We start from the raw sequence: 19,426 nt of genomic DNA, 5'->3' as shown, positions 1-19,426 counted from the left end.
ACGTGATCGAATTTATCTGTCAACCTCTTCGTATGAATCAGAAGAGGTTTTTTTATGCGCTCAAAACTGGAAAAACGAAAAAAGACACGTCATAATGAAAGGAAGTATCATATTTAGAGGTGACCTATGACGAAAATTTTTGCACACAGAGGCTTTAAAGGCATTTATCCTGAAAACACCATGATAGCTTTCGAGCATGCACTTCTTTCGGGAGCTGACGGAATTGAGCTGGATGTTCAGCTGACGAAAGACGGAAGACTTGCTGTCATTCACGATGAGAAACTGAACAGAACAACGAACATGAAAGGTTTAGTAAAAGACCATACATATGAAGAATTAAAAGCAGGAGATGCGAGTCATTCTTTCTACGAAGAAACCGGTGCTGTATCCATTCCTCTTTTAGAGGAAGTATTAGAGCTAGTGACGCAGCAATCATCACTCATCATCAATATTGAACTGAAAAACTCCATTTATCGATATCCGGGTATCGAAGAGAAAGTAAAAAAGCAAATCGAGCATTTTCAAATAGAAGATCGTGTACTTGTTTCATCGTTTCATCACGGCAGTTTAGCTCTTTTTCACAAACTGATGCCGCATGTTGAACTAGCTGTTCTGACAATGGATGTGATCCATCAGCCGGAGATGTATATAAAAACAGTACCAGCAAGAGGCTACCATCCTAATATAAAGGGTGCCGGCGTGACCAAAGAGGTGGTGTCAGCACTCCATGCCGCTCAGCAAGTGATCAGGCCGTTTACAGTAAATAGTGAAAAGCAAATGAAAAACATGTTTTCCTTAGGTGTCGATGGCATCTTCACTGATTTTCCTGATCGAGCCGTGAAAATAAGAGAAGAAATGAAATAAAGACCTGCTCTAAATCAGCGGGTCTTTTTTCACGTTTTATCTCTGCTTAAAGCGAGCAGTCACTTTATTTCGTTTACGGTCTCTATATAAAATAAAGCCAGCCACTACATAAAGACCACCCCCTAAAAATAACAACCCTGCAATTCCTTGCAGCCATAAATATGGAAATGGTGCAATGATGATGCCGAAAACAGTGTCACGCAGCAGCTTAATCCCAAGTGCTGCAAGCGCGCCAGGTATTAAAATAATCACTAGTGCAAGTATTCTCCCCATCAAATGTCCCCTTAAACGTCATTTACTTCCATTGTCTAATTCAAAAAATATTTTGTCAAGAAAGGAAAACGTGGTAATATAAGAGTTGTGCAATTTTTTGCAACGGAAAAATATGGTGTGCAAATTTTTTCATATAAAGGGGTAACGGGATGCAGAGAGTCTTGATTGTCGGTGCAGGACAAGGTGGATCAGCATTGCTTGAAACATTGCTGAAAACAAATACGATTCAAATCATTGCGATCGCCGACCTTGATCTTGAGGCACCGGGGATGGTAGAAGCGAAAAAGAATGGAATTGAGACGACAACGGATTGGAAAGAATACATAAAAGATGACATTGATATCATCATTGAAACAACAGGCAGTTCAGCAGTGCTGAAAGAACTGATTGAAAAAAAGCCAGAGCACGCAGTCATTGTTCCAAGTTCAATGGCTTACGTCATATCAGAATTAATGTCAGAAAAACAGCAGCTGATTCAAATATTAAAGGAACAAACCTATAAGCATGACCGCATTTTTAATGCAACGAATGACGGGATGATTTTTATAAACATGGATGAAGAAGTCGTCCTGTTTAATCGATCAGCGGCCAAAATGGTTGGATGCTCGCAAAAAGATGCGATTGGCCGTCATATACGAGAAGTGATCCCAAATACAAAGCTTCCCGACATTTTAAGATCGAGAGAGCCAGAATTTAATCAAAAACAATTTCTGAATCAGCAAATACAAATTGTGACAACGCGTTTGCCAATTATTGATGACGCGGGGAGAATGCTAGGTGCTTTATCCATTTTTAAAGATATTACAGATGCCGTTGAGCTTGCGGAGGAAGTGACCAATCTTAAAGAAGTACGAACGATGCTGGAGGCGATCATTCAATCGTCGGATGAAGCCATATCGGTTGTTGATGAGCAGGGAAAAGGGATCTTAATCAACCGGGCATACACGAAAATGACTGGATTAACAGATAAAGAAGTTGTGGGGAAACCAGCAGGTGCAGATATTTCTGAAGGAGAAAGCATGCATTTGAAGGTACTGGAAACAAGGAGACCAGTTCGAGGCGTCAGAATGAAAGTCGGACCGAATAAAAAAGATGTGATTGTCAACGTAGCGCCAGTCATCGTTGATGGCATTTTAAAAGGCAGTGTCGGGGTCATTCATGACGTATCAGAAATTCAATCACTCACGAATGAATTAAATAAAGCAAGGCAGCTCATCCGGACACTTGAAGCAAAGTACACTTTTGAAGACATCATTGGAGAAAGTGAGCAAATGCTTGTGGCACTTGAGCAGGCAAAGCTAGGCGCGAAAACGCCAGCCACGATTTTACTCAGGGGAGAATCAGGTACTGGAAAAGAGCTGTTTGCGCACGCCATTCACAATGAAAGTGACCGAAAATATAATCGCTTTGTACGGGTCAACTGTGCGGCCTTATCTGAGACCCTTTTAGAGTCAGAGCTTTTTGGCTATGAAGAAGGAGCGTTCTCTGGTGCAAGGCGGGGCGGGAAAAAAGGGCTGTTTGAAGAGGCAAACCAAGGCAGCATTTTTTTAGATGAAATTGGTGAAATGACGCCAAGTACACAGGCGAAACTGCTTCGTGTGATGCAGGAGAAAGAAATTGTAAGAGTAGGCGGAACAAAGGCCATACCAGTCGATGTTCGTGTGATCACGGCGACAAATGTCAATATTGAAAAAGCGATGGCGGAAGGAAAGTTCAGAGAAGATTTATATTATCGAATGAACAGATACCCGATCTCCATCCCGCCTCTAAGGCAGCGTCTTGAGGATATTGACTCGTTAAGCAAACGTCTCATCCAAAAGATCAATTTAGACTATGGACGGAACGTGAGCGGGTTAACGGAACAGGCACTCAAAAGACTGCGATCATATAAGTGGCCTGGAAACGTAAGAGAGCTTGAAAATGTACTTGGACGAGCCATGATCTTTTTGAACCCGCAAGAAGAGTGGATTGATGAAGGGCATATTTCTTTCATGGAGTCAGAAGATCAGGAAGAAAAAGAGCAGCAGGAACTGGCTGTCAGTCAATTTGAGGGAGAGACGCTTTCTGATGCTGTTGAGGCATTTGAAGCGCAGCTGATTAAACAAACCCTTGAAAAGCATCAATTCAATCGCACGAAAACAGCGAAAACGTTAGGGATCAGCATTCGGAACCTTTACTATAAAATGGATAAATATCAACTTGCAAAAGATAGCATGCAATAAAATGCATGTAACCTGCAAAAGATTGCACGAATGTCATGCAAATTGCCTCATTTTCACTGCATTTCAAACTGGCACGGAACTTGCATATAAAACATGAACCGAGCACAAGGAAAGGTGGGCATATATGAAGCTTGACGATCTGATTATGAAAGCCGCCCAGCTGCAGAATAAAACGGCGGCTGTGGCTCATGCAGAAGACGAAGAAGTGCTTCATGCCATCAAGATGGCAATTAAGCGAAAGGTCGCTCGCTTTCTCCTGGTTGGGAACAAACGCAACCTGAAGGAGCTAGTGAAGCAGCATGAAATCAATGAGGACTGGATAGATATTATTCATTCAGATACTCCCGAAGAATCGGCCAAAATTGCCGTGCAGGCAGTGAGCGAGAAGCATGCAGATATTTTGATGAAGGGGCATGTCCCGACAGCCGTTCTTTTAAAAGCGGTACTGAATAAAGAATATGGGCTCAGGACAGCGAGTGTCCTATCACATGTCGCGGCATTTGAAGTGCCGGGCTTTGACCGCTTTATTTATGTCACAGATTCTGCGATGAACATCGCGCCCGATTTAAATATGCTGAAAGAGATTACGATCAATTCTGTTCAAGTAGCAAAAGCTGTCGGAAACGACATGCCGAAGGTTGCAGTATTGTCTGCGGTGGAGGTCGTAAATCCGGCAATGGATTCAACTTTGACTGCGGCAAGTCTTGCACAAATGAATCGGCGGGGGCAAATTTCTGGCTGCCTGATTGATGGGCCTCTTGCTTTAGACAATGCCATTTCTCAAACGGCAGCTTCTCATAAAAATATTACGAGTGATGTAGCCGGCCATGCAGATATTTTGCTTGTGCCAACAATTGAGGCAGGGAACATTCTTTATAAATCTCTCATCTACTTTGCACATGCAAAGGTGGGAGCTGTGGTGGCAGGAGCGAAGGCGCCGATTGCTTTAACAAGCCGATCTGATTCAGCCGAAAGTAAGCTTTATTCAATTGCGCTTGCCATCTGTACATCAAATTAAGCGGAAGTAATAGGAGGAATAACACGATGGAACTTTTTAAATATATGGAACGATACGATTATGAACAGCTTGTATTTTGTCAGGATGAGCAGTCTGGCTTAAAAGCGATTATTGCGATTCATGATACAACACTTGGGCCGGCACTAGGCGGAACGAGAATGTGGACGTATGAAAACGAAGAAGCAGCCATTGAGGATGCACTGCGTCTAGCAAGAGGAATGACTTATAAAAACGCGGCAGCAGGACTTAATCTTGGTGGCGGAAAAACGGTCATCATCGGCGATCCGAGAAAAGACAAAAATGAAGAAATGTTCCGTGCATTTGGACGTTACATTCAAGGGCTGAATGGCCGCTATATTACGGCAGAAGATGTCGGTACAACGGTAGAAGACATGGATCTCATTCATGAAGAAACCGATTTTGTCACAGGGATTTCTCCTGCATTTGGTTCTTCTGGAAATCCGTCTCCCGTCACTGCTTACGGTGTATACAAAGGGATGAAAGCCGCTGCCAAAGCTGCATTTGGGACCGATTCATTAGAAGGAAAAACAATTGCCGTCCAAGGTGTTGGAAATGTCGCTTACAACCTGTGTAAACATCTGCATGAAGAAGGCGCGCAGCTCATTGTCACAGATATCAACAAAGACTCTGTCAAGCGAGCTGTTGAAGACTTCGGCGCAAAAGCAGTCGACCCTGACGATATTTATGATCAAGCATGTGATATTTATGCACCGTGCGCACTTGGTGCAACCATTAACGATGTGACCATTCCTAAGTTAAAAGCAAAGGTGATTGCAGGTGCTGCAAATAACCAGCTAAGAGAAACGCATCACGGTGACCTTATCCATGAAATGGGGATTGTATATGCTCCTGATTATGTGATCAATGCAGGCGGTGTGATTAACGTTGCTGATGAGCTTTATGGCTATAATGCAGATCGTGCGATGAAAAAAGTCGAAGGCATTTATCAAAATATTGAACGTGTAATTGAAATTTCAAACCGTGATGCCATTCCAACTTATAAAGCGGCAGACCGATTGGCTGAAGAGAGAATTGAAAGAATGCGCAAATCAAGAAGTCAATTCTTGCAAAATGGTCAACATATTTTAAGCCGTCGCTAAATTGAAGAATGAGTTGAAACGGAGGTTTTGTTTTTGCTGACAAAAGAATGGCGTATTCTCACGATTAATCCTGGCTCTACTTCAACAAAAATCGGTGTGTTTCATAATGAACGTTCTATTTTTGAAACGACACTAAGACATACAGATGAGGAATTAAAGCAGTTTCCTCATATCATTGATCAATTTTCATTCCGTAAAGAAACCATTTTGAAAACACTGCATGAACAGGGGATGAACATCTCAAAGTTTGATGCAGTTTGCGCGCGCGGCGGCCTCCTTCGTCCGATTGAAGGAGGCACATATGAAGTCAATGAGCAAATGGTGGAAGACCTAAAAGAAGGATATGCCGGCCAGCACGCATCCAATCTTGGTGGAATCATCGCGAGAGAAATTGCACTTGGCCTGAATATCCCAGCCTTTATTGTCGATCCAGTTGTAGTGGATGAACTAAAACCAATTGCTCGTATTTCAGGGCTGCCAACGATTGAAAGAAAAAGCATCTTTCATGCATTAAATCAAAAAGCGGTCGCAAGAAAAACAGCGGCTTCTTTTGGAAAAAGTTACGAAGATTTGAACATGATTATTACTCATATGGGCGGCGGTATCACCATTGGTGTTCATGAAAAAGGAAAAGTCATCGATGTGAATAACGGTCTGCATGGCGAAGGTCCTTTCAGCCCAGAGCGTGCGGGAACCTTGCCGACAGGTGATCTTGTGAATCTTTGTTTTTCGGGGGAGTATACCCAAGAAGAAATGCTCAAACGCATTATTGGTGAAGGCGGGCTTGCGGGCTATCTTGGCACGACAGACGCTGTGAAAGTGGAACGCATGATTGAAGCGGGTGATGAGCGGGCGGCGCTCATTTATGAAGCAATGTGCTATCAGATTGCCAAGGAAATTGGTGCGGCTAGCGCTGTCTTAAAAGGAGCAGTTGACGTCATTGTATTAACAGGCGGACTTGCGTACAGCAAACAAATTACGTCAAGTATTCGCGGCTATATTGACTGGATTTCAGATGTTGTGGTGTTTCCAGGTGAAAATGAGCTGCAATCGTTAGCAGAAGGTGCGCTTCGTATTTTAAAAGAAGAAGAATCACCGAAAGAATACCCAAATGATCAACAGGAAAAGAAAGGAGTGACAAGTCATGGCAACTGAATATGACCTCGTCATTCTTGGTGGAGGCACAGGCGGCTATGTAGCGGCCATCCGTGCCTCACAGCTTGGATTGAAAACAGCAGTTGTAGAAAAAGAAAAGCTCGGCGGAACATGTCTTCATAAAGGCTGCATCCCGTCTAAAGCGCTGCTCAGAAGTGCAGAAGTTTATCAAACCGTCAAACGCGCAGCTGATTTTGGTGTTGAGGCAGGAGGCGTTGCCTTACAATTTGCCAATGTGCAGAAAAGAAAAACAGAGATCGTCGAAAAACTAGCAGGCGGCGTCAAACATTTAATGAAACAAGGAAAAATTGATGTATATGAAGGGATCGGCCGTATTCTTGGCCCATCTATCTTTTCGCCAATGCCAGGAACGATCTCCGTAGAAATGGCAAATGGAGAGGAAAATGAAATGCTCATTCCAAAGCAGGTTATCATCGCGACAGGATCAAGACCGCGTGTGCTGCCAGGGCTTGAAGCAGATGGAACACACATCCTCACTTCAGATGATGCACTTGAACTGCCAGAGCTTCCGCAGTCGATGCTGATTGTGGGGGGCGGAGTGATCGGAATCGAGTGGGCTTCCATGCTCAATGATTTTGGTGTGAACGTCACTGTGATTGAATTTGCAGACCGCATTTTGCCAACAGAGGATCATGACATTTCTAAAGAAATGGAAAAGCTATTATCTAAAAAAGGCATCACTTTTGTGACAAATGCGAAGGTACTGCCAGATAGCGTAGAAAAGCAGGGAAATCTCGTGACAATTCAAGCAGAAAAGGATGGAGACATGCAGACGTTTGAAGCGGAAAAACTCCTTCTTTCAGTCGGCAGAGTACCTAATATCGAAGGCATAGGTCTTGAAAACACGGACATCCAAACCGAAAAACAAGGCATTGTCGTGAATGAACATTATCAAACGAAAGAATCGCATATTTACGCAATAGGAGATGTCATCGGCGGGCTTCAGCTGGCACATGTGGCTTCTCACGAAGGTATGATTGCTGTTGAACATATGGCTGGGAAAGATCCAAAGCCGCTCGATGAAACGCTCGTATCTAAATGTGTTTACTCTCACCCAGAAACCGCTAGTGTTGGACTCACTGAACAGGCGGCAAAAGAGCAGGGCTTTGAAGTCAAAATAGGGAAATTTCCATTTATGGCGATTGGAAAAGCGCTTGTGTACGGGGAGTCTGATGGATTCGTCAAAATCATTGCCGATCAAAAGACAGATGATATTTTAGGAATTCATATGATTGGTCCTCATGTAACAGATATGATATCTGAAGCTGGATTAGCCAAAGTACTTGATGCAACCCCGTGGGAAGTGGGGCAGACGATACACCCGCATCCGACCTTATCAGAGGCGATTGGCGAGGCAGCCCTTGCTGTTGACGGGAAGGCGATCCATTTTTAATCAAGGAGGGAAACATGATGAGTAACATGCGTCATCAGGAATTAGGATTATCAGATGAACAAGCAATTGATATATACAGAACAATGCTTCTAGCAAGAAAAATCGATGAACGGATGTGGCTTTTAAACCGTTCCGGGAAAATTCCATTCGTCATTTCTTGTCAAGGGCAGGAAGCGCAGCAAGTCGGCGCTGCATTTGCTCTTAATAGAGAAGAAGATTACGTCTTACCTTACTATCGTGATATGGGGGTTGTCCTTGCTTTTGGGATGACAGCAAAAGATTTAATGATGTCTGGTTTCGCAAAACAAGACGATCCAAACTCAGGCGGAAGACAAATGCCAGGGCATTTTGGGCAAAGAGCAAATCGAATAGTGACTGGGTCCTCACCTGTCACAACGCAGGTTCCTCACGCGGTGGGAATTGCCCTTGCTGGACGATTAGAGCAGAAAAACTTTGTCAGCTTTGTTACGTTCGGTGAAGGCTCATCAAACCAAGGTGATTTCCATGAAGGCGCAAACTTTGCTGCTGTGCATAAACTGCCTGTTATTTTCATGTGTGAAAACAATAAGTATGCGATTTCCGTGCCATATGACAAACAAGTAGCCTGTGAACGCATTTCAGATCGTGCGGTTGGATATGGGATGCCTGGCGTAACTGTTGATGGAAATGATCCGCTTGAAGTATATGCCGCTGTCAAAGAAGCGAGAGACCGTGCGGCTAGAGGTGAAGGTCCGACATTGATTGAAACAATCTCTTACCGTTTAACTGCGCATTCAAGTGATGACGATGATTCAAGCTATCGAGAAAAAGAAGAAGTGCTCGAAGCAAGAAAGAAAGATCCGCTCATCCAATATGAAACGTATTTAATCGAAGGAAAGGTCATGACTTCTGAAATGAAAGAAGAGATGACAAAAGAAATTATGCAAATCGTAAACGAAGCTACTGATGAAGCGGAAAACGCAGCTTATGCTGAGGCAGAAAGCGCACTTCGTTACGTGTATGCGGAGTAAGGGGGAAGAAAAATGCCTGTTATGTCATATATAGACGCCATTACACTGGCGATGAAAGAAGAAATGGAGCGAGATCCGAAAGTGTTTGTGCTCGGAGAGGATGTCGGGAAAAAAGGCGGCGTATTTAAAGCGACAGCGGGTCTTTACGAGCAATTTGGAGAAGCGCGCGTCATGGATACACCTCTTGCAGAATCAGCCATTGCGGGTGTAGGTATTGGGGCAGCGATGTATGGAATGCGCCCAATTGCAGAAATGCAATTTGCGGATTTTATTATGCCTGCAATCAACCAAATCATTTCAGAGGCTGCAAAAATTAGATACCGATCAAATAATGATTGGAGCTGTCCAATGGTCATCCGCGCACCTTACGGGGGCGGAGTACACGGGGCACTTTATCATTCACAATCGGTCGAAGCTATTTTTGCTAACCAGCCTGGTTTGAAGATTGTGATGCCTTCTACACCTTATGATGTCAAAGGTCTTTTAAAGGCTGCAGTGCGTGATCCAGATCCTGTATTGTTCTTTGAACATAAACGTGCATACCGCCTGATTAAAGGAGAAGTGCCTGAAGAGGATTACACTCTTCCGATTGGAAAAGCAGATGTGAAGCGTGAAGGCGATGATATCACGGTCATTACATATGGCCTTTGTGTCCATTTTGCGCTGCAAGCAGCAGACCGCCTTGCAAAAGACGGCATTTCCGCTCATATTCTCGATTTGAGAACAGTGTACCCGCTTGATCAGGAAGCGATTATAGAAGCGGCTTCTAAAACAGGGAAAGTGCTTCTATTAACGGAAGATACAAAAGAAGGCAGCATCATGAGTGAGGTTGCGGCGATCATTTCGGAGCATTGCTTATTTGATTTAGACGCACCAATCAAACGCCTCGCAGGACCAGATATTCCGGCAATGCCTTATGCGCCGACAATGGAGAAATTCTTCATGGTCAACCCGGATAAGGTAGAAGCTGAAATGAGAGAGCTGGCGGCGTTTTAAGAAAGAGGAGGGTTTCAAAGTGGCAATTGAACAAATGAAAATGCCTCAGCTAGGTGAAAGTGTAACAGAAGGAACCATTAGCAAATGGCTCGTTTCACCTGGCGATCATGTGAATAAATACGATCCGATTGCGGAAGTCATGACGGATAAAGTGAACGCAGAAGTCCCGTCATCTTTTACAGGAACGATTACAAAGCTATCGGCTGAGGAAGGCGAAACGCTGCAAGTAGGAGAAGTGTTCTGTGAAATTGAAGTCGAAGGAAGCGAGCAGCAGAGCGTGAAAGAAGAAGAAGCACCTGAGCAAAGTGAAGCGCCTGAAGCAGATCAAACAAATGAGAATCAAAGTCAAAAGAAACGTTATTCTCCAGCCGTTCTTCGTTTAGCAGATGAGCATGGCATTGATTTAGCGGCTGTTCAAGGTACGGGAGCAGGCGGGCGAATTACTAGAAAAGATTTGCTGCAGCTTATTGAAAACGGCGGCGTCAAAGAGAAGACAGCACCTGTCAATGAACTTGCCGTTCAACCGGAGCCTGCGCAGTCATCTAAAGCAAAAGCGGCGCCTGCTGTCCCTTCTATGCCTGGTGATGTTGAGCTGCCAGTCACGCCGATCCGTCAGGCAATTGCCGCCAATATGCTGAGAAGCAAACATGAAATTCCGCATGCATGGACAATGATGGAAGTCGATGTGACAAATCTAGTGACAAGAAGAAATCAGCTGAAGGATCAGTTTAAAGCAAAAGAAGGCTTTAACTTGACGTTCTTTGCGTTTTTTGTCAAAGCAGTGGCTCAGGCCTTAAAGGAATTCCCTGAAATGAACAGTATGTGGGCCGGAGATAAGATTGTGCAGAAGAAAGCAATCAATGTTTCGATTGCTGTCGCTACAGATGAAGCGCTTTTTGTTCCAGTCATTAAGGATGCGGATGAAAAGACCATTAAGGGCATTGCCAAAGAAATTCATGAGCTTGCGTTTAAGGTGAGACAAGGAACGCTCAAGCAAAGTGATATGGAAGGCGGTACTTTCACTGTCAACAACACGGGATCATTTGGTTCGGTACAATCTATGGGAATCATTAATTATCCGCAAGCGGCGATTTTACAAGTAGAATCGATCGTGAAGCGTCCAATGATCGTAAACGGAATGATTGCGGCAAGAGACATGGTCAATCTTTGTCTCTCATTAGATCACAGAGTACTAGATGGTCTTGTATGCGGCAGATTTCTTCAACGAATTAAACAAATCCTTGAAGGCATCGACGAGCAGACATCTGTTTATTAAAACATTATTTTCCCCCTCCCGGCATGAGAGGGGGATTTCCACATCTAGGAGAAAGGAGCGATGATATGTCTGGACTAGATTTTTTTGCTTTTCTCACGATTGGTCTCATGTTTATCACAGCGATTGCCTTCGCTTTTCTGCGATACATTTCTAAATCACGCAATCATCCTGAACGATTACTGCTTATCATATCGATCGTTTCAATCATTCAAATCGTGTACTGTCTGCTGATTGTCGGCGGGTTTAAAGGAGCAGCCAATAGCTTTTTAGGAATATCACTTCTCGCCGGGACGCTGCTCGGATATGCACTTGAATATTTATACAGACGCTATATCAAAAAAACGCCCGAATCAAAATGATATCGGGCGTTTTTTTATTCTGCTGGAACAATAAAGGTCAAATGATGTTTTAACACTTCTAAAGAAGAGGGGGCCGTCATATAAACCTCACCATCTGTATCAGCATCCATTTCCTCTTTTGTGTGGATACGAATACTGGACGCTTGAATGAGAGACAGATCGCCGGTGAAATCCTCCAGCTCTTCACGGTTCATTGAGAAGATTTCTTTTAAAGCAGAGAAACTCGTATTTCTGCAAATTAAAATTTCAGCTTTTCCATCATCAATGGCTGCATGAGGCAAATCAATTTTATTTGTACCGATAAAATGTCCATTCATGACAAGAACGATGACAGCTTCCTCTTCCCAGCTTTCCTCTTCGGTCTCAATGCGTACGTGAAAAGGATCTGTTTGCTGCAGGGTGCGCAGGGCACTTGTGAAGTAGCTGATTTTGCCAAGTACGGCTTTTTCCTTGTCGTTAATGTTGTTGGACGTGTCTGCGATCAGCCCAATTCCCCAAAAGTTTAACACGTATCGATCTTCTGCTTTGATTAAGTCGACCTTTTTCTCTTTGCCGTCTACAATCATTTGAGCGGCTTTTTGCATTTGTTGAGGAATACCTAGTGTTCTAGAAAAATCATTGCATGTCCCGCCTGGTAATATCGCTACAGCGGGCCTTTTTTCTAAACCGCCTATGCCGTTCATGCATTCATGCACGGTACCGTCTCCGCCTAATATGATGAGCAATTCCACCGTCTCATCAATATGACGGCAGAAATCATAAGCATCATTTGGCTGTTTTGTTGGTTTCAAAATGAGTTCATCAATATGTAGAGAAAGAAGAGGCACTGTTTGACCGAGTGTTTTTTCCATGTTTTTTTGTCCAGCATTTCCATTATAAATGAGCATCGCTTTTTTGAATTGTGCCATCACGCAGTTCTCCCTTTCATCTCTTTATCATCACTTTTCCCCAATTTGACAGCTCATAAACGAGGTTCGGAAAAAGAGGCGGCGGATAAGACAACACATTTGCCCGCAGGCGTTTTCCTTGATATGATGGAGTTAAAATGGTTATGGTACGCAAAAGGAGTGGACGGACATGAATATTGATTTTAATTTATTTATGAATGATATTGTAAAACAAGCGAGAGAAGAAATTAAGCAGGCAGGCTACACTGAGCTCACGTCAGCTGAAGAAGTAGACGAAGCACTGACTAAAAAAGGGACGGCACTTGTCATGGTGAATTCAGTATGCGGCTGTGCAGGCGGTATTGCAAGACCAGCTGCCGGCTATTCTGTTCATTACGATAAGCGTCCAGATCAATTGCTGACAGTGTTTGCTGGGCAGGACAAAGAGGCAACAGCAAGAGCTCGTGAATACTTTGAAGGCTTCCCGCCATCTTCACCATCCTTTGCTTTATTAAAAGATGGAAAAATTATCAAAATGGTCGAGCGTCATGAAATTGAAGGGCATGAGCCAATGGAAGTCGTGTCAAAACTACAAGCCGCTTTTGATGAGCATTGCGAAGAAATCTAACATATGACGTTTGAATGAATAAATATAAAGCAGTCCGGTCTTTAGATCGGTCTGCTTTTTGTTTTATAAGACAATAGAATCAAAATAATTTTAGCAAAATACTATTGCATCTTAAAAAGAAAGTGTTTAAAATACATTATAGTGAATAAATATTCAAATCAATACATGATTTTAAATACTGGGAGGCATCATCATATGAAAAAGTGGTTATTATTACTTATGACAGCTGGTCTTGCAGCTGCACTCGCAGCATGCGGAACTTCTTCTAATAATTCAAACGCATCAGGAGATGACAAGACACTCGTGATGGCAACATCAGCAGATTATCCGCCATTTGAATCAAAAGACGGAGATAAAATTGTCGGTTTTGATGTAGATCTTGCAACAGCACTAGCGAAAAAGAACGGCTACAAGCTAGAAATTCAAGATATGGACTTTGCTAGCCTTGTATCAGCCCTCAAAACAAACAAAGCTGATATTGTCCTTGCAGGAATGACACCTACAGAAAAACGTAAAAAGCAAGTTGATTTCTCTGATGTTTATTACAATGCTAAAAACTTGGTTGTATCAAAGAAATCTAGCGGTATTAAGGCAGAGAAAGATTTAAAAGACAAAACAGTCGGCGTTCAATTAGGTTCTATTCAACAGGATGAAGCAAATGGACTGCAAAAGAAATATAATCTAACAGTTGAAGACCGTAATAAAATTTCTGATATCATTCAAGAGATTAAAGCAGGCCGTTTTGATGCAGCCATAATTGAAGATAAAGTAGCTGCTGGTTACTTGAAAAAGGAAAAAGACTTCCAAGCATTTGGATTGAACAGCTCAAACGAAGGTTCAGCCATTGCATTCAAGAAAAATAGCGACTTAACAGCGAAATTCAATAAATCATTAAATGAAATGAAAGATAATGGCGAACTTGATAAATTAATTAAAAAATGGTTTGCTGATGAAAAGTAAGTCAGGAAAAAGGATCAGCGTCATTCAAGAAAATCAAGTAGAAAAGCGCTGAAAAGTTCAACTCATGTTGAACTTTTTTCCTGTTTTGTATGAAGGCAGAAAAAAGGAGAATGTCATGTTTGATTTTAAAGATGTAATACCTCAGATGCCCTTTATTCTAGAAGGACTTAAGGTCACGCTTTCTATAGTATTGGTGTCCCTTTTACTTGGATTTATCTTAGGAATTTTATTAACGCTTTGTAAAATTAGTGTGTTTAAACCGCTCATTTGGCTTGCAGATTTTTATACGTCAATTTTCCGAGGCACACCACTTGTGCTTCAATTGCTCATTATTTATTTTGGTCTGCCTCAGCTTCTTGGGTTTCAAATCGACCAATACTGGGCTGCTGTAGCGGCATTTTCACTCAACTCGGCGGCATACGTATCTGAAATTATTCGTGCGGGTATTAATGCCATTGATAAAGGTCAAAAAGAAGCGGCCGTTGCTTTAGGCATCCCTTATGCTAAAATGATGAAGGACTTATTGCTTCCACAGGCGTTTAAAAATATTTCACCTGCACTTGTGAATGAGACGATTACACTGACAAAAGAATCAGCGATTGTAACAGTCATCGGACTGGGGGATGTCATGAGACGAGCCTATCAAGCAGGGGCCGTTACGTATAATTATCTTGAACCGCTTATTTTTGCGGGTCTTATCTATTATGTCATCGTGCTTGTTCTCACCTTTGTCGGCAAATCGGTGGAAAGGAAGTTAAAATCAAATGATTAAAATAGAGAAACTCACAAAATCTTTTGGTAAAAATGAAGTTTTAAAGGGGATCGACACCACCATTAAAGAAGGGGAAGTTGTTGCGGTCATTGGACCATCTGGTTCAGGAAAATCGACGTTCCTTCGCTGCATCAATTTACTTGAAAAGCCGACTTCTGGTGTCATTACGATTAAGGACACCGAAATCACCAACCCAAAAACGAATGCACTAAAAGTGCGTGAGAACATCGGAATGGTATTTCAGCATTTCCATCTGTTCCCGCATAAAACGGTGCTGGAAAATATCACGTATGCGCCAATGAATGTGAAGAATCAATCGAAGGAAGACAGCATCAAACAAGCTGAAGACCTGCTCAAAAAGGTAGGGCTTTTAGAGAAAAAAGATGATTTCCCGAACCGTTTGTCCGGCGGTCAAAAGCAGCGTGTGGCGATTGCGCGTGCGCTTGCGATGACACCAGACATTATGCTGTTTGACGAACCAACGTCAGCCCTAGATCCAGAAATGGTCAAGGAAGTATTAGAGGTCATGAAAGAGCTGGCTCAATCTGGAATGACACTCGTCATCGTCACACATGAAATGGGCTTTGCAAAAGAAGTGGCTGACCGCGTGATCTTTATGGATGATGGGAAAATTGTAGAGGATGCAAACCCTGTACAATTTTTTGAATCACCGTCTTCACAGCGTGCGCAAGACTTCTTACAAAAAATATTATAAAGAAAAAGAGAAGGAGACTTAACATCTCCTTCTTTTTTTGATTATAATGGGGAAAGTAAAAAAAGTTCATCATTTCACAAAAGTGAATGGAAACAAGACAGAAAAGAGTGAATCACATCATGTTTAAAATCGGCTACCGAACGCTGAAAACAGCATTAGGAACAGCGATCGCTATTTATATTGCACAATTGTTTGGCTTGCAAAATTATTCTGCTGCCGGGATTATTACGATCCTGTGTATTCAGGTGACAAAGAAAAGATCCCTGTTAGCATCGGGAGCCCGCTTTGCAGCTTGCAGTCTTGCCATTTTATTTTCTTATTTATTTTTCGATCTGATTGGGTATCATCCTTTTGTGATCGGTTTGATGCTGCTTGTCTTTATTCCGACAACGGTTCTGCTTCGAATTAAAGAAGGGATTGTCACAAGTTCAGTCATTATCCTCCATTTATACATGTCTGGCGGGATTACCCTGCATCTCATTTGGAATGAACTGCTGCTGATTACCATTGGTGTTGGGGTAGCGCTGATTATGAACCTCTATATGCCAAGTGTTGATAAAAAGCTCAAACGCTACAGCGAACAGATTGAAGCCAACTTTGCTAAAATCTTTGAGGAAATCGAGCAATACTTAATGACAGGGAAACAAGACTGGACAGGAAAAGAAATACCAGAGACACATCAATTGATCAAAGAAGCGAAAGCTCTTGCATATCGTGATGTTGAAAACCATGTATTAAGACATGAAAACCTGTATTACCATTACTTCAACATGAGACAAAAGCAATTTGAAATCATTGAGCGTGTGTTGCCTAAAATTACGTCGATTTCCGTCACAACGGAGCATGGACAAATCATTGCAGAATACATTAGAGACTTACGCGAACATATTCACCCAGGGAACACAGCGCATAAGTTTTTAAGACGTCTCATTGATATGAAAGAAGAGTTCGATGCACTTCCGCTCCCGCAAACACGAGAAGAATTTGAGGCAAGAGCGGCACTCTTTCATTTCCTTGGTGAAATGGAACAATATTTAGTACTGAAAAGCTATTTTAAAGGGATGAAAGAATAGAGACGCATGAGTTCCTCCTTCATTGGTCAATCTAATGAAAAAGGAGGAGCCTATGCGTCTTTTATTTTATACCGTACTGACCATGTCCCTTTCACCAATCTGGCCGCTTGGACAAAACCCGCTGCCAGGTGACCCATTTGTCATTATTAATAAACAAACAAATGAACTTGCCTTTATTGATCAAGGGAAAATTCAAAAAGTATATCCTGCCTCTACAGGAAAAACAGCAGATTTAACGCCAGAAGGTGAATTTACGATTATGATCAAAGCGAAAGATCCCTATTACAGAAGAAAAAATATTGAAGGCGGTGCGAAGAATAATCCTCTTGGGCGAAGATGGATTGGATTCGATGCACGAGGAACAGATGGCAGAACCTACGGAATTCACGGAACGAGTGATGAAACTTCGATTGGGAAATTTATCACAGCAGGCTGTGTAAGGCTTCATAATCAAGATGTAGAGCGATTGTTTGATCAGCTTCCAATTGGTACAAAGGTATGGATTACAACCTCAAGCGATTCCTTTGAAAAGCTTGCCAAAGACAAACAGGCCATTCGTTGATATCGCGAATCACCTGCTTGTCTGCTTTTATTCAAACCTTATAAAAAGGCTGCTGCTCCTGCTAAAAGTGAAGAAACTAACAGCAGGCTAATCATAAGCAATACCATAAATTTCATGAATTTTTGAGACATATCGCACCCCTATAACCGAAGATTTTTGCGACAAGCGCACTTGTCTTTATTTTATCTGGTTTTTTCATATGCGACAAGTGATCAGCAAAGGAAGTGAACGGATGAACCAAATCGATCATATTGCCATTGCCGTCTTTTCTATTAAAGAAACATCTCAAACGCTTCATCAGCTATTTAACTGGCATTTTTCAGACATACAAGAGATTCCTGAGCAGGAGATTAAAGCGTCCTTCGCTTTACTTGATGATCTGCACATTGAATTAATTGAGCCCATCTCAGCCCGCAGTAAACTACATACCTTTTTAACAAAAAGAGGAGAGGGGCTCCATCATATTGCGTTAAAGTCAGATGACATTCAAATGGATCTTAGCCGTCTCGATCACCTTGGCGTGCAGCTTCTCCAAAAAACAGCACAGATGGGCGCCGGCGGAAAGCAGATTGCATTTATTTCACCTAAAGAAACGTCAGGTGTGTTATTTGAATTGTGCGGGTCCTTGAAAGGAGAGAAACATAGCGATGAATGAATCGTTCAATGACTTGTCCGAATGGCGGAAGAAAGCGTTAATGGGCGGCGGCGAAAAACGAGCAGCAGCTCACAGAAGCAAAGGAAAGCTGACGGTTCGAGAGCGACTGCAGGAACTTCTTGACGAGGGCAGCTTGATGGAAATTCAGTCATTTGCAACAGGCGGTCTGTCAGAGCATGTTGGTGACGGCGTCGTCATTGGCACGGGACTCATTCACGGTAAGCCCGTTTGTGTTTATGCACAAGATGCAACCGTATATGGGGGCTCATTAGGCGAAATGCATGCCAAAAAAATTACCTCTTTAATGGATCTGGCAGCTAAGAATCAGATGCCGGTCATCGGTCTAAAAGACTCAGGTGGTGCGAGAATTCAAGAGGGTGTGGTATCATTAGAAGGATACGGACAGATTTTTAAACGGAATGTGCTGTACTCTGGTCTAATCCCGCAAATATCTGTTATTTTAGGTTCATGTGCTGGAGGTGCAGTCTATTCTCCTGCATTGACTGATTTTGTCTTCATGACAGACCAAACAGCTCATATGTTTTTAACTGGTCCGAAAGTAATAGAAAAGGCAACAGGAGAAACGGTCTGTCCTGACCGTCTTGGCGGTGCAAGTGTTCAGCATCAGACAAGCGGAAATGTGCACTATACTGGGGAAGATGAGAAGGAAGTGTTAAAAGCGGTTCGAACTCTTTTAACGTACATACCAACGAAACAGCAGGCTCTCATGCAGGCTGAAGCACGAAAGCAAGATACCGCTGATCCAGGCAGCATTTTGCCAAAGGATCCATCCCGCACCTATGATGTCAAACAAGTGGTGACAGCGATAACCGATCCAGACTCATTCTTTGAAACGCAGCCTTGTTTCTCAAAAAATATTGTCACTGGTTTTGCCAGACTACAAGGAGCTTCCATTGGTGTTGTTGCCAATCAGCCAAAGGTGCTGGCAGGCAGCCTTGATCTTGACGCGGCCGATAAAGCGGCCAGGTTTATTCGATTTTGCGATGCATTTCATATTCCGATCTTAACTCTTGTGGACGTTCCTGGTTTTTTACCAGGGGAGAAAGCCGAGCATGCGGGAATTATCCGCCACGGTGCAAAGCTTTTATATGCGTACGCTGAAGCAACCGTTCCAAAAATCACTGTGATTTTAAGAAAGGCGTTTGGCGGTGCATATGTCGCGATGAATAGCAAGGGCTTAGGCGCTGACTTTGTTTATGCATGGCCAGAGGCCGAAATTGATGTCATGGGGAAAACGTTCGCAGATGAAATCGTTCATCCTGCTTCGCGCGAGACTGAGAACAAACCAAGTGTATGGAAAGCGGCTCAGGCAGGTCTGATAGACGATATTTTCATGCCGGCTGAAACGAGAGAGCGATTGATCCGCTCATTTGATGTGCTTCGCAGTAAGGAAGAAGATAGACCGTTAAAAAAGCATGGCAACATGCCGCTATAAGAGGAGGAGC

At 42.8% G+C, this 19,426-nt stretch carries 21 protein-coding genes; 18 read left to right on the top strand and 3 right to left on the bottom strand.

Annotated features, from left to right (window positions below; translation table 11 throughout):
- Positions 1 to 126: 126 nt before the first annotated feature.
- Positions 127 to 864 carry a glycerophosphodiester phosphodiesterase gene (locus NST65_RS10940; protein WP_041117937.1) on the top strand — a complete coding sequence of 246 codons (738 nt, stop codon included), beginning with the start codon at positions 127 to 129 and terminating at the stop codon, positions 862 to 864.
- A 36-nt stretch (positions 865 to 900) separates the two neighbouring features.
- On the opposite strand, the gene NST65_RS10935 is transcribed toward NST65_RS10940, so the two are convergent.
- The gene (locus NST65_RS10935; protein WP_024422931.1) at positions 901 to 1,137 is read right to left on the bottom strand and encodes a DUF2627 domain-containing protein; all 237 of its coding nucleotides are present in this window, start codon (positions 1,135 to 1,137) and stop codon (positions 901 to 903) included.
- 149 nt (positions 1,138 to 1,286) lie between these two features.
- On the opposite strand from NST65_RS10935, the gene NST65_RS10930 reads away from it, so the two are divergent.
- From NST65_RS10930 to NST65_RS10890, 9 genes are all read left to right on the top strand, one after another.
- Complete coding sequence (locus tag NST65_RS10930) at positions 1,287 to 3,359, top strand: sigma-54-dependent Fis family transcriptional regulator (protein WP_034280272.1); 2,073 nt, start codon at positions 1,287 to 1,289, stop codon at positions 3,357 to 3,359.
- Positions 3,360 to 3,483: 124 nt separating this feature from the next.
- Positions 3,484 to 4,377 carry a phosphate butyryltransferase gene (gene yqiS / locus NST65_RS10925; RefSeq protein ID WP_041117935.1) on the top strand — a complete coding sequence of 298 codons (894 nt, stop codon included), beginning with the start codon at positions 3,484 to 3,486 and terminating at the stop codon, positions 4,375 to 4,377.
- A gap of 26 nt (positions 4,378 to 4,403) precedes the next feature.
- A complete protein-coding gene (bcd, locus tag NST65_RS10920; RefSeq protein ID WP_003215658.1) occupies positions 4,404 to 5,498 on the top strand; it encodes a branched-chain amino acid dehydrogenase in 1,095 nt (364 codons plus the stop codon).
- 27 nt (positions 5,499 to 5,525) lie between these two features.
- Entirely contained in the window at positions 5,526 to 6,653 is a 1,128-nt protein-coding gene (gene buk / locus NST65_RS10915; protein ID WP_029708028.1) for a butyrate kinase, read from the top strand.
- Complete coding sequence (gene lpdA, locus NST65_RS10910) at positions 6,643 to 8,067, top strand: dihydrolipoyl dehydrogenase (protein WP_046311722.1); 1,425 nt, start codon at positions 6,643 to 6,645, stop codon at positions 8,065 to 8,067. Before buk ends, lpdA begins: the two co-directional genes overlap by 11 nt.
- 17 nt (positions 8,068 to 8,084) lie before the next feature.
- Positions 8,085 to 9,077: a thiamine pyrophosphate-dependent dehydrogenase E1 component subunit alpha gene (locus tag NST65_RS10905; protein WP_034280276.1), complete on the top strand. Its 993-nt coding sequence runs from the start codon at positions 8,085 to 8,087 to the stop codon at positions 9,075 to 9,077.
- A gap of 12 nt (positions 9,078 to 9,089) precedes the next feature.
- Positions 9,090 to 10,073: an alpha-ketoacid dehydrogenase subunit beta gene (locus NST65_RS10900; protein ID WP_024422925.1), complete on the top strand. Its 984-nt coding sequence runs from the start codon at positions 9,090 to 9,092 to the stop codon at positions 10,071 to 10,073.
- A gap of 19 nt (positions 10,074 to 10,092) precedes the next feature.
- Entirely contained in the window at positions 10,093 to 11,349 is a 1,257-nt protein-coding gene (locus NST65_RS10895) for a dihydrolipoamide acetyltransferase family protein (protein ID WP_046311720.1), read from the top strand.
- Positions 11,350 to 11,414: 65 nt separating this feature from the next.
- Positions 11,415 to 11,708 (top strand): YesK-like family protein, encoded by a 294-nt coding sequence (locus NST65_RS10890; protein ID WP_024428019.1) that lies wholly within the window; start codon positions 11,415 to 11,417, stop codon positions 11,706 to 11,708.
- A gap of 14 nt (positions 11,709 to 11,722) precedes the next feature.
- Here NST65_RS10890 and NST65_RS10885 read toward each other — a convergent pair whose 3' ends face one another.
- Positions 11,723 to 12,616: a YegS/Rv2252/BmrU family lipid kinase gene (locus NST65_RS10885; protein ID WP_111926473.1), complete on the bottom strand. Its 894-nt coding sequence runs from the start codon at positions 12,614 to 12,616 to the stop codon at positions 11,723 to 11,725.
- Between the two features lie 169 nt (positions 12,617 to 12,785).
- Here NST65_RS10885 and NST65_RS10880 point away from each other — a divergent pair, with 169 nt between their 5' ends.
- From NST65_RS10880 to NST65_RS10855, 6 genes are all read left to right on the top strand, one after another.
- Entirely contained in the window at positions 12,786 to 13,223 is a 438-nt protein-coding gene (locus NST65_RS10880) for a BrxA/BrxB family bacilliredoxin (RefSeq protein ID WP_024428021.1), read from the top strand.
- A gap of 195 nt (positions 13,224 to 13,418) precedes the next feature.
- Positions 13,419 to 14,183: a transporter substrate-binding domain-containing protein gene (locus NST65_RS10875; RefSeq protein WP_041086095.1), complete on the top strand. Its 765-nt coding sequence runs from the start codon at positions 13,419 to 13,421 to the stop codon at positions 14,181 to 14,183.
- Positions 14,184 to 14,298: 115 nt separating this feature from the next.
- The gene (locus tag NST65_RS10870; RefSeq protein WP_046312293.1) at positions 14,299 to 14,955 is read left to right on the top strand and encodes an amino acid ABC transporter permease; all 657 of its coding nucleotides are present in this window, start codon (positions 14,299 to 14,301) and stop codon (positions 14,953 to 14,955) included.
- Positions 14,948 to 15,670 (top strand): amino acid ABC transporter ATP-binding protein, encoded by a 723-nt coding sequence (locus tag NST65_RS10865; protein WP_034280282.1) that lies wholly within the window; start codon positions 14,948 to 14,950, stop codon positions 15,668 to 15,670. Before NST65_RS10870 ends, NST65_RS10865 begins: the two co-directional genes overlap by 8 nt.
- Positions 15,671 to 15,789: 119 nt before the next feature.
- Entirely contained in the window at positions 15,790 to 16,743 is a 954-nt protein-coding gene (locus tag NST65_RS10860) for an aromatic acid exporter family protein (protein WP_046311717.1), read from the top strand.
- A 52-nt stretch (positions 16,744 to 16,795) separates the two neighbouring features.
- A complete protein-coding gene (locus NST65_RS10855) occupies positions 16,796 to 17,305 on the top strand; it encodes a L,D-transpeptidase (RefSeq protein ID WP_034280283.1) in 510 nt (169 codons plus the stop codon).
- 38 nt (positions 17,306 to 17,343) lie between these two features.
- Here the strand turns inward: NST65_RS10855 and prli42 are convergent, their stop codons facing one another.
- Positions 17,344 to 17,436, bottom strand: coding sequence for a stressosome-associated protein Prli42 (gene prli42 / locus NST65_RS10850; RefSeq protein WP_149126490.1), 93 nt, complete (start codon positions 17,434 to 17,436; stop codon positions 17,344 to 17,346).
- A 101-nt stretch (positions 17,437 to 17,537) separates the two neighbouring features.
- On the opposite strand from prli42, the gene mce reads away from it, so the two are divergent.
- Together mce and NST65_RS10840 are read left to right on the top strand one after the other, a co-directional pair.
- Complete coding sequence (mce, locus tag NST65_RS10845; RefSeq protein ID WP_046311715.1) at positions 17,538 to 17,960, top strand: methylmalonyl-CoA epimerase; 423 nt, start codon at positions 17,538 to 17,540, stop codon at positions 17,958 to 17,960.
- On the top strand, positions 17,953 to 19,416 hold the full coding sequence (locus tag NST65_RS10840; protein WP_342488809.1) for an acyl-CoA carboxylase subunit beta: 1,464 nt from the start codon (positions 17,953 to 17,955) through the stop codon (positions 19,414 to 19,416). Before mce ends, NST65_RS10840 begins: the two co-directional genes overlap by 8 nt.
- The last annotated feature ends 10 nt before the right edge of the window (positions 19,417 to 19,426 follow it).

Source organism: Bacillus sp. FSL P4-0248 (genome assembly GCF_038593305.1).
In the GTDB taxonomy this organism is placed as follows: Bacteria; Bacillota; Bacilli; order Bacillales; family Bacillaceae; genus Bacillus; species Bacillus safensis.
Note: the sequence above shows the minus strand (reverse complement) of the source record. Positions and strands in the feature narration are given on the sequence as shown.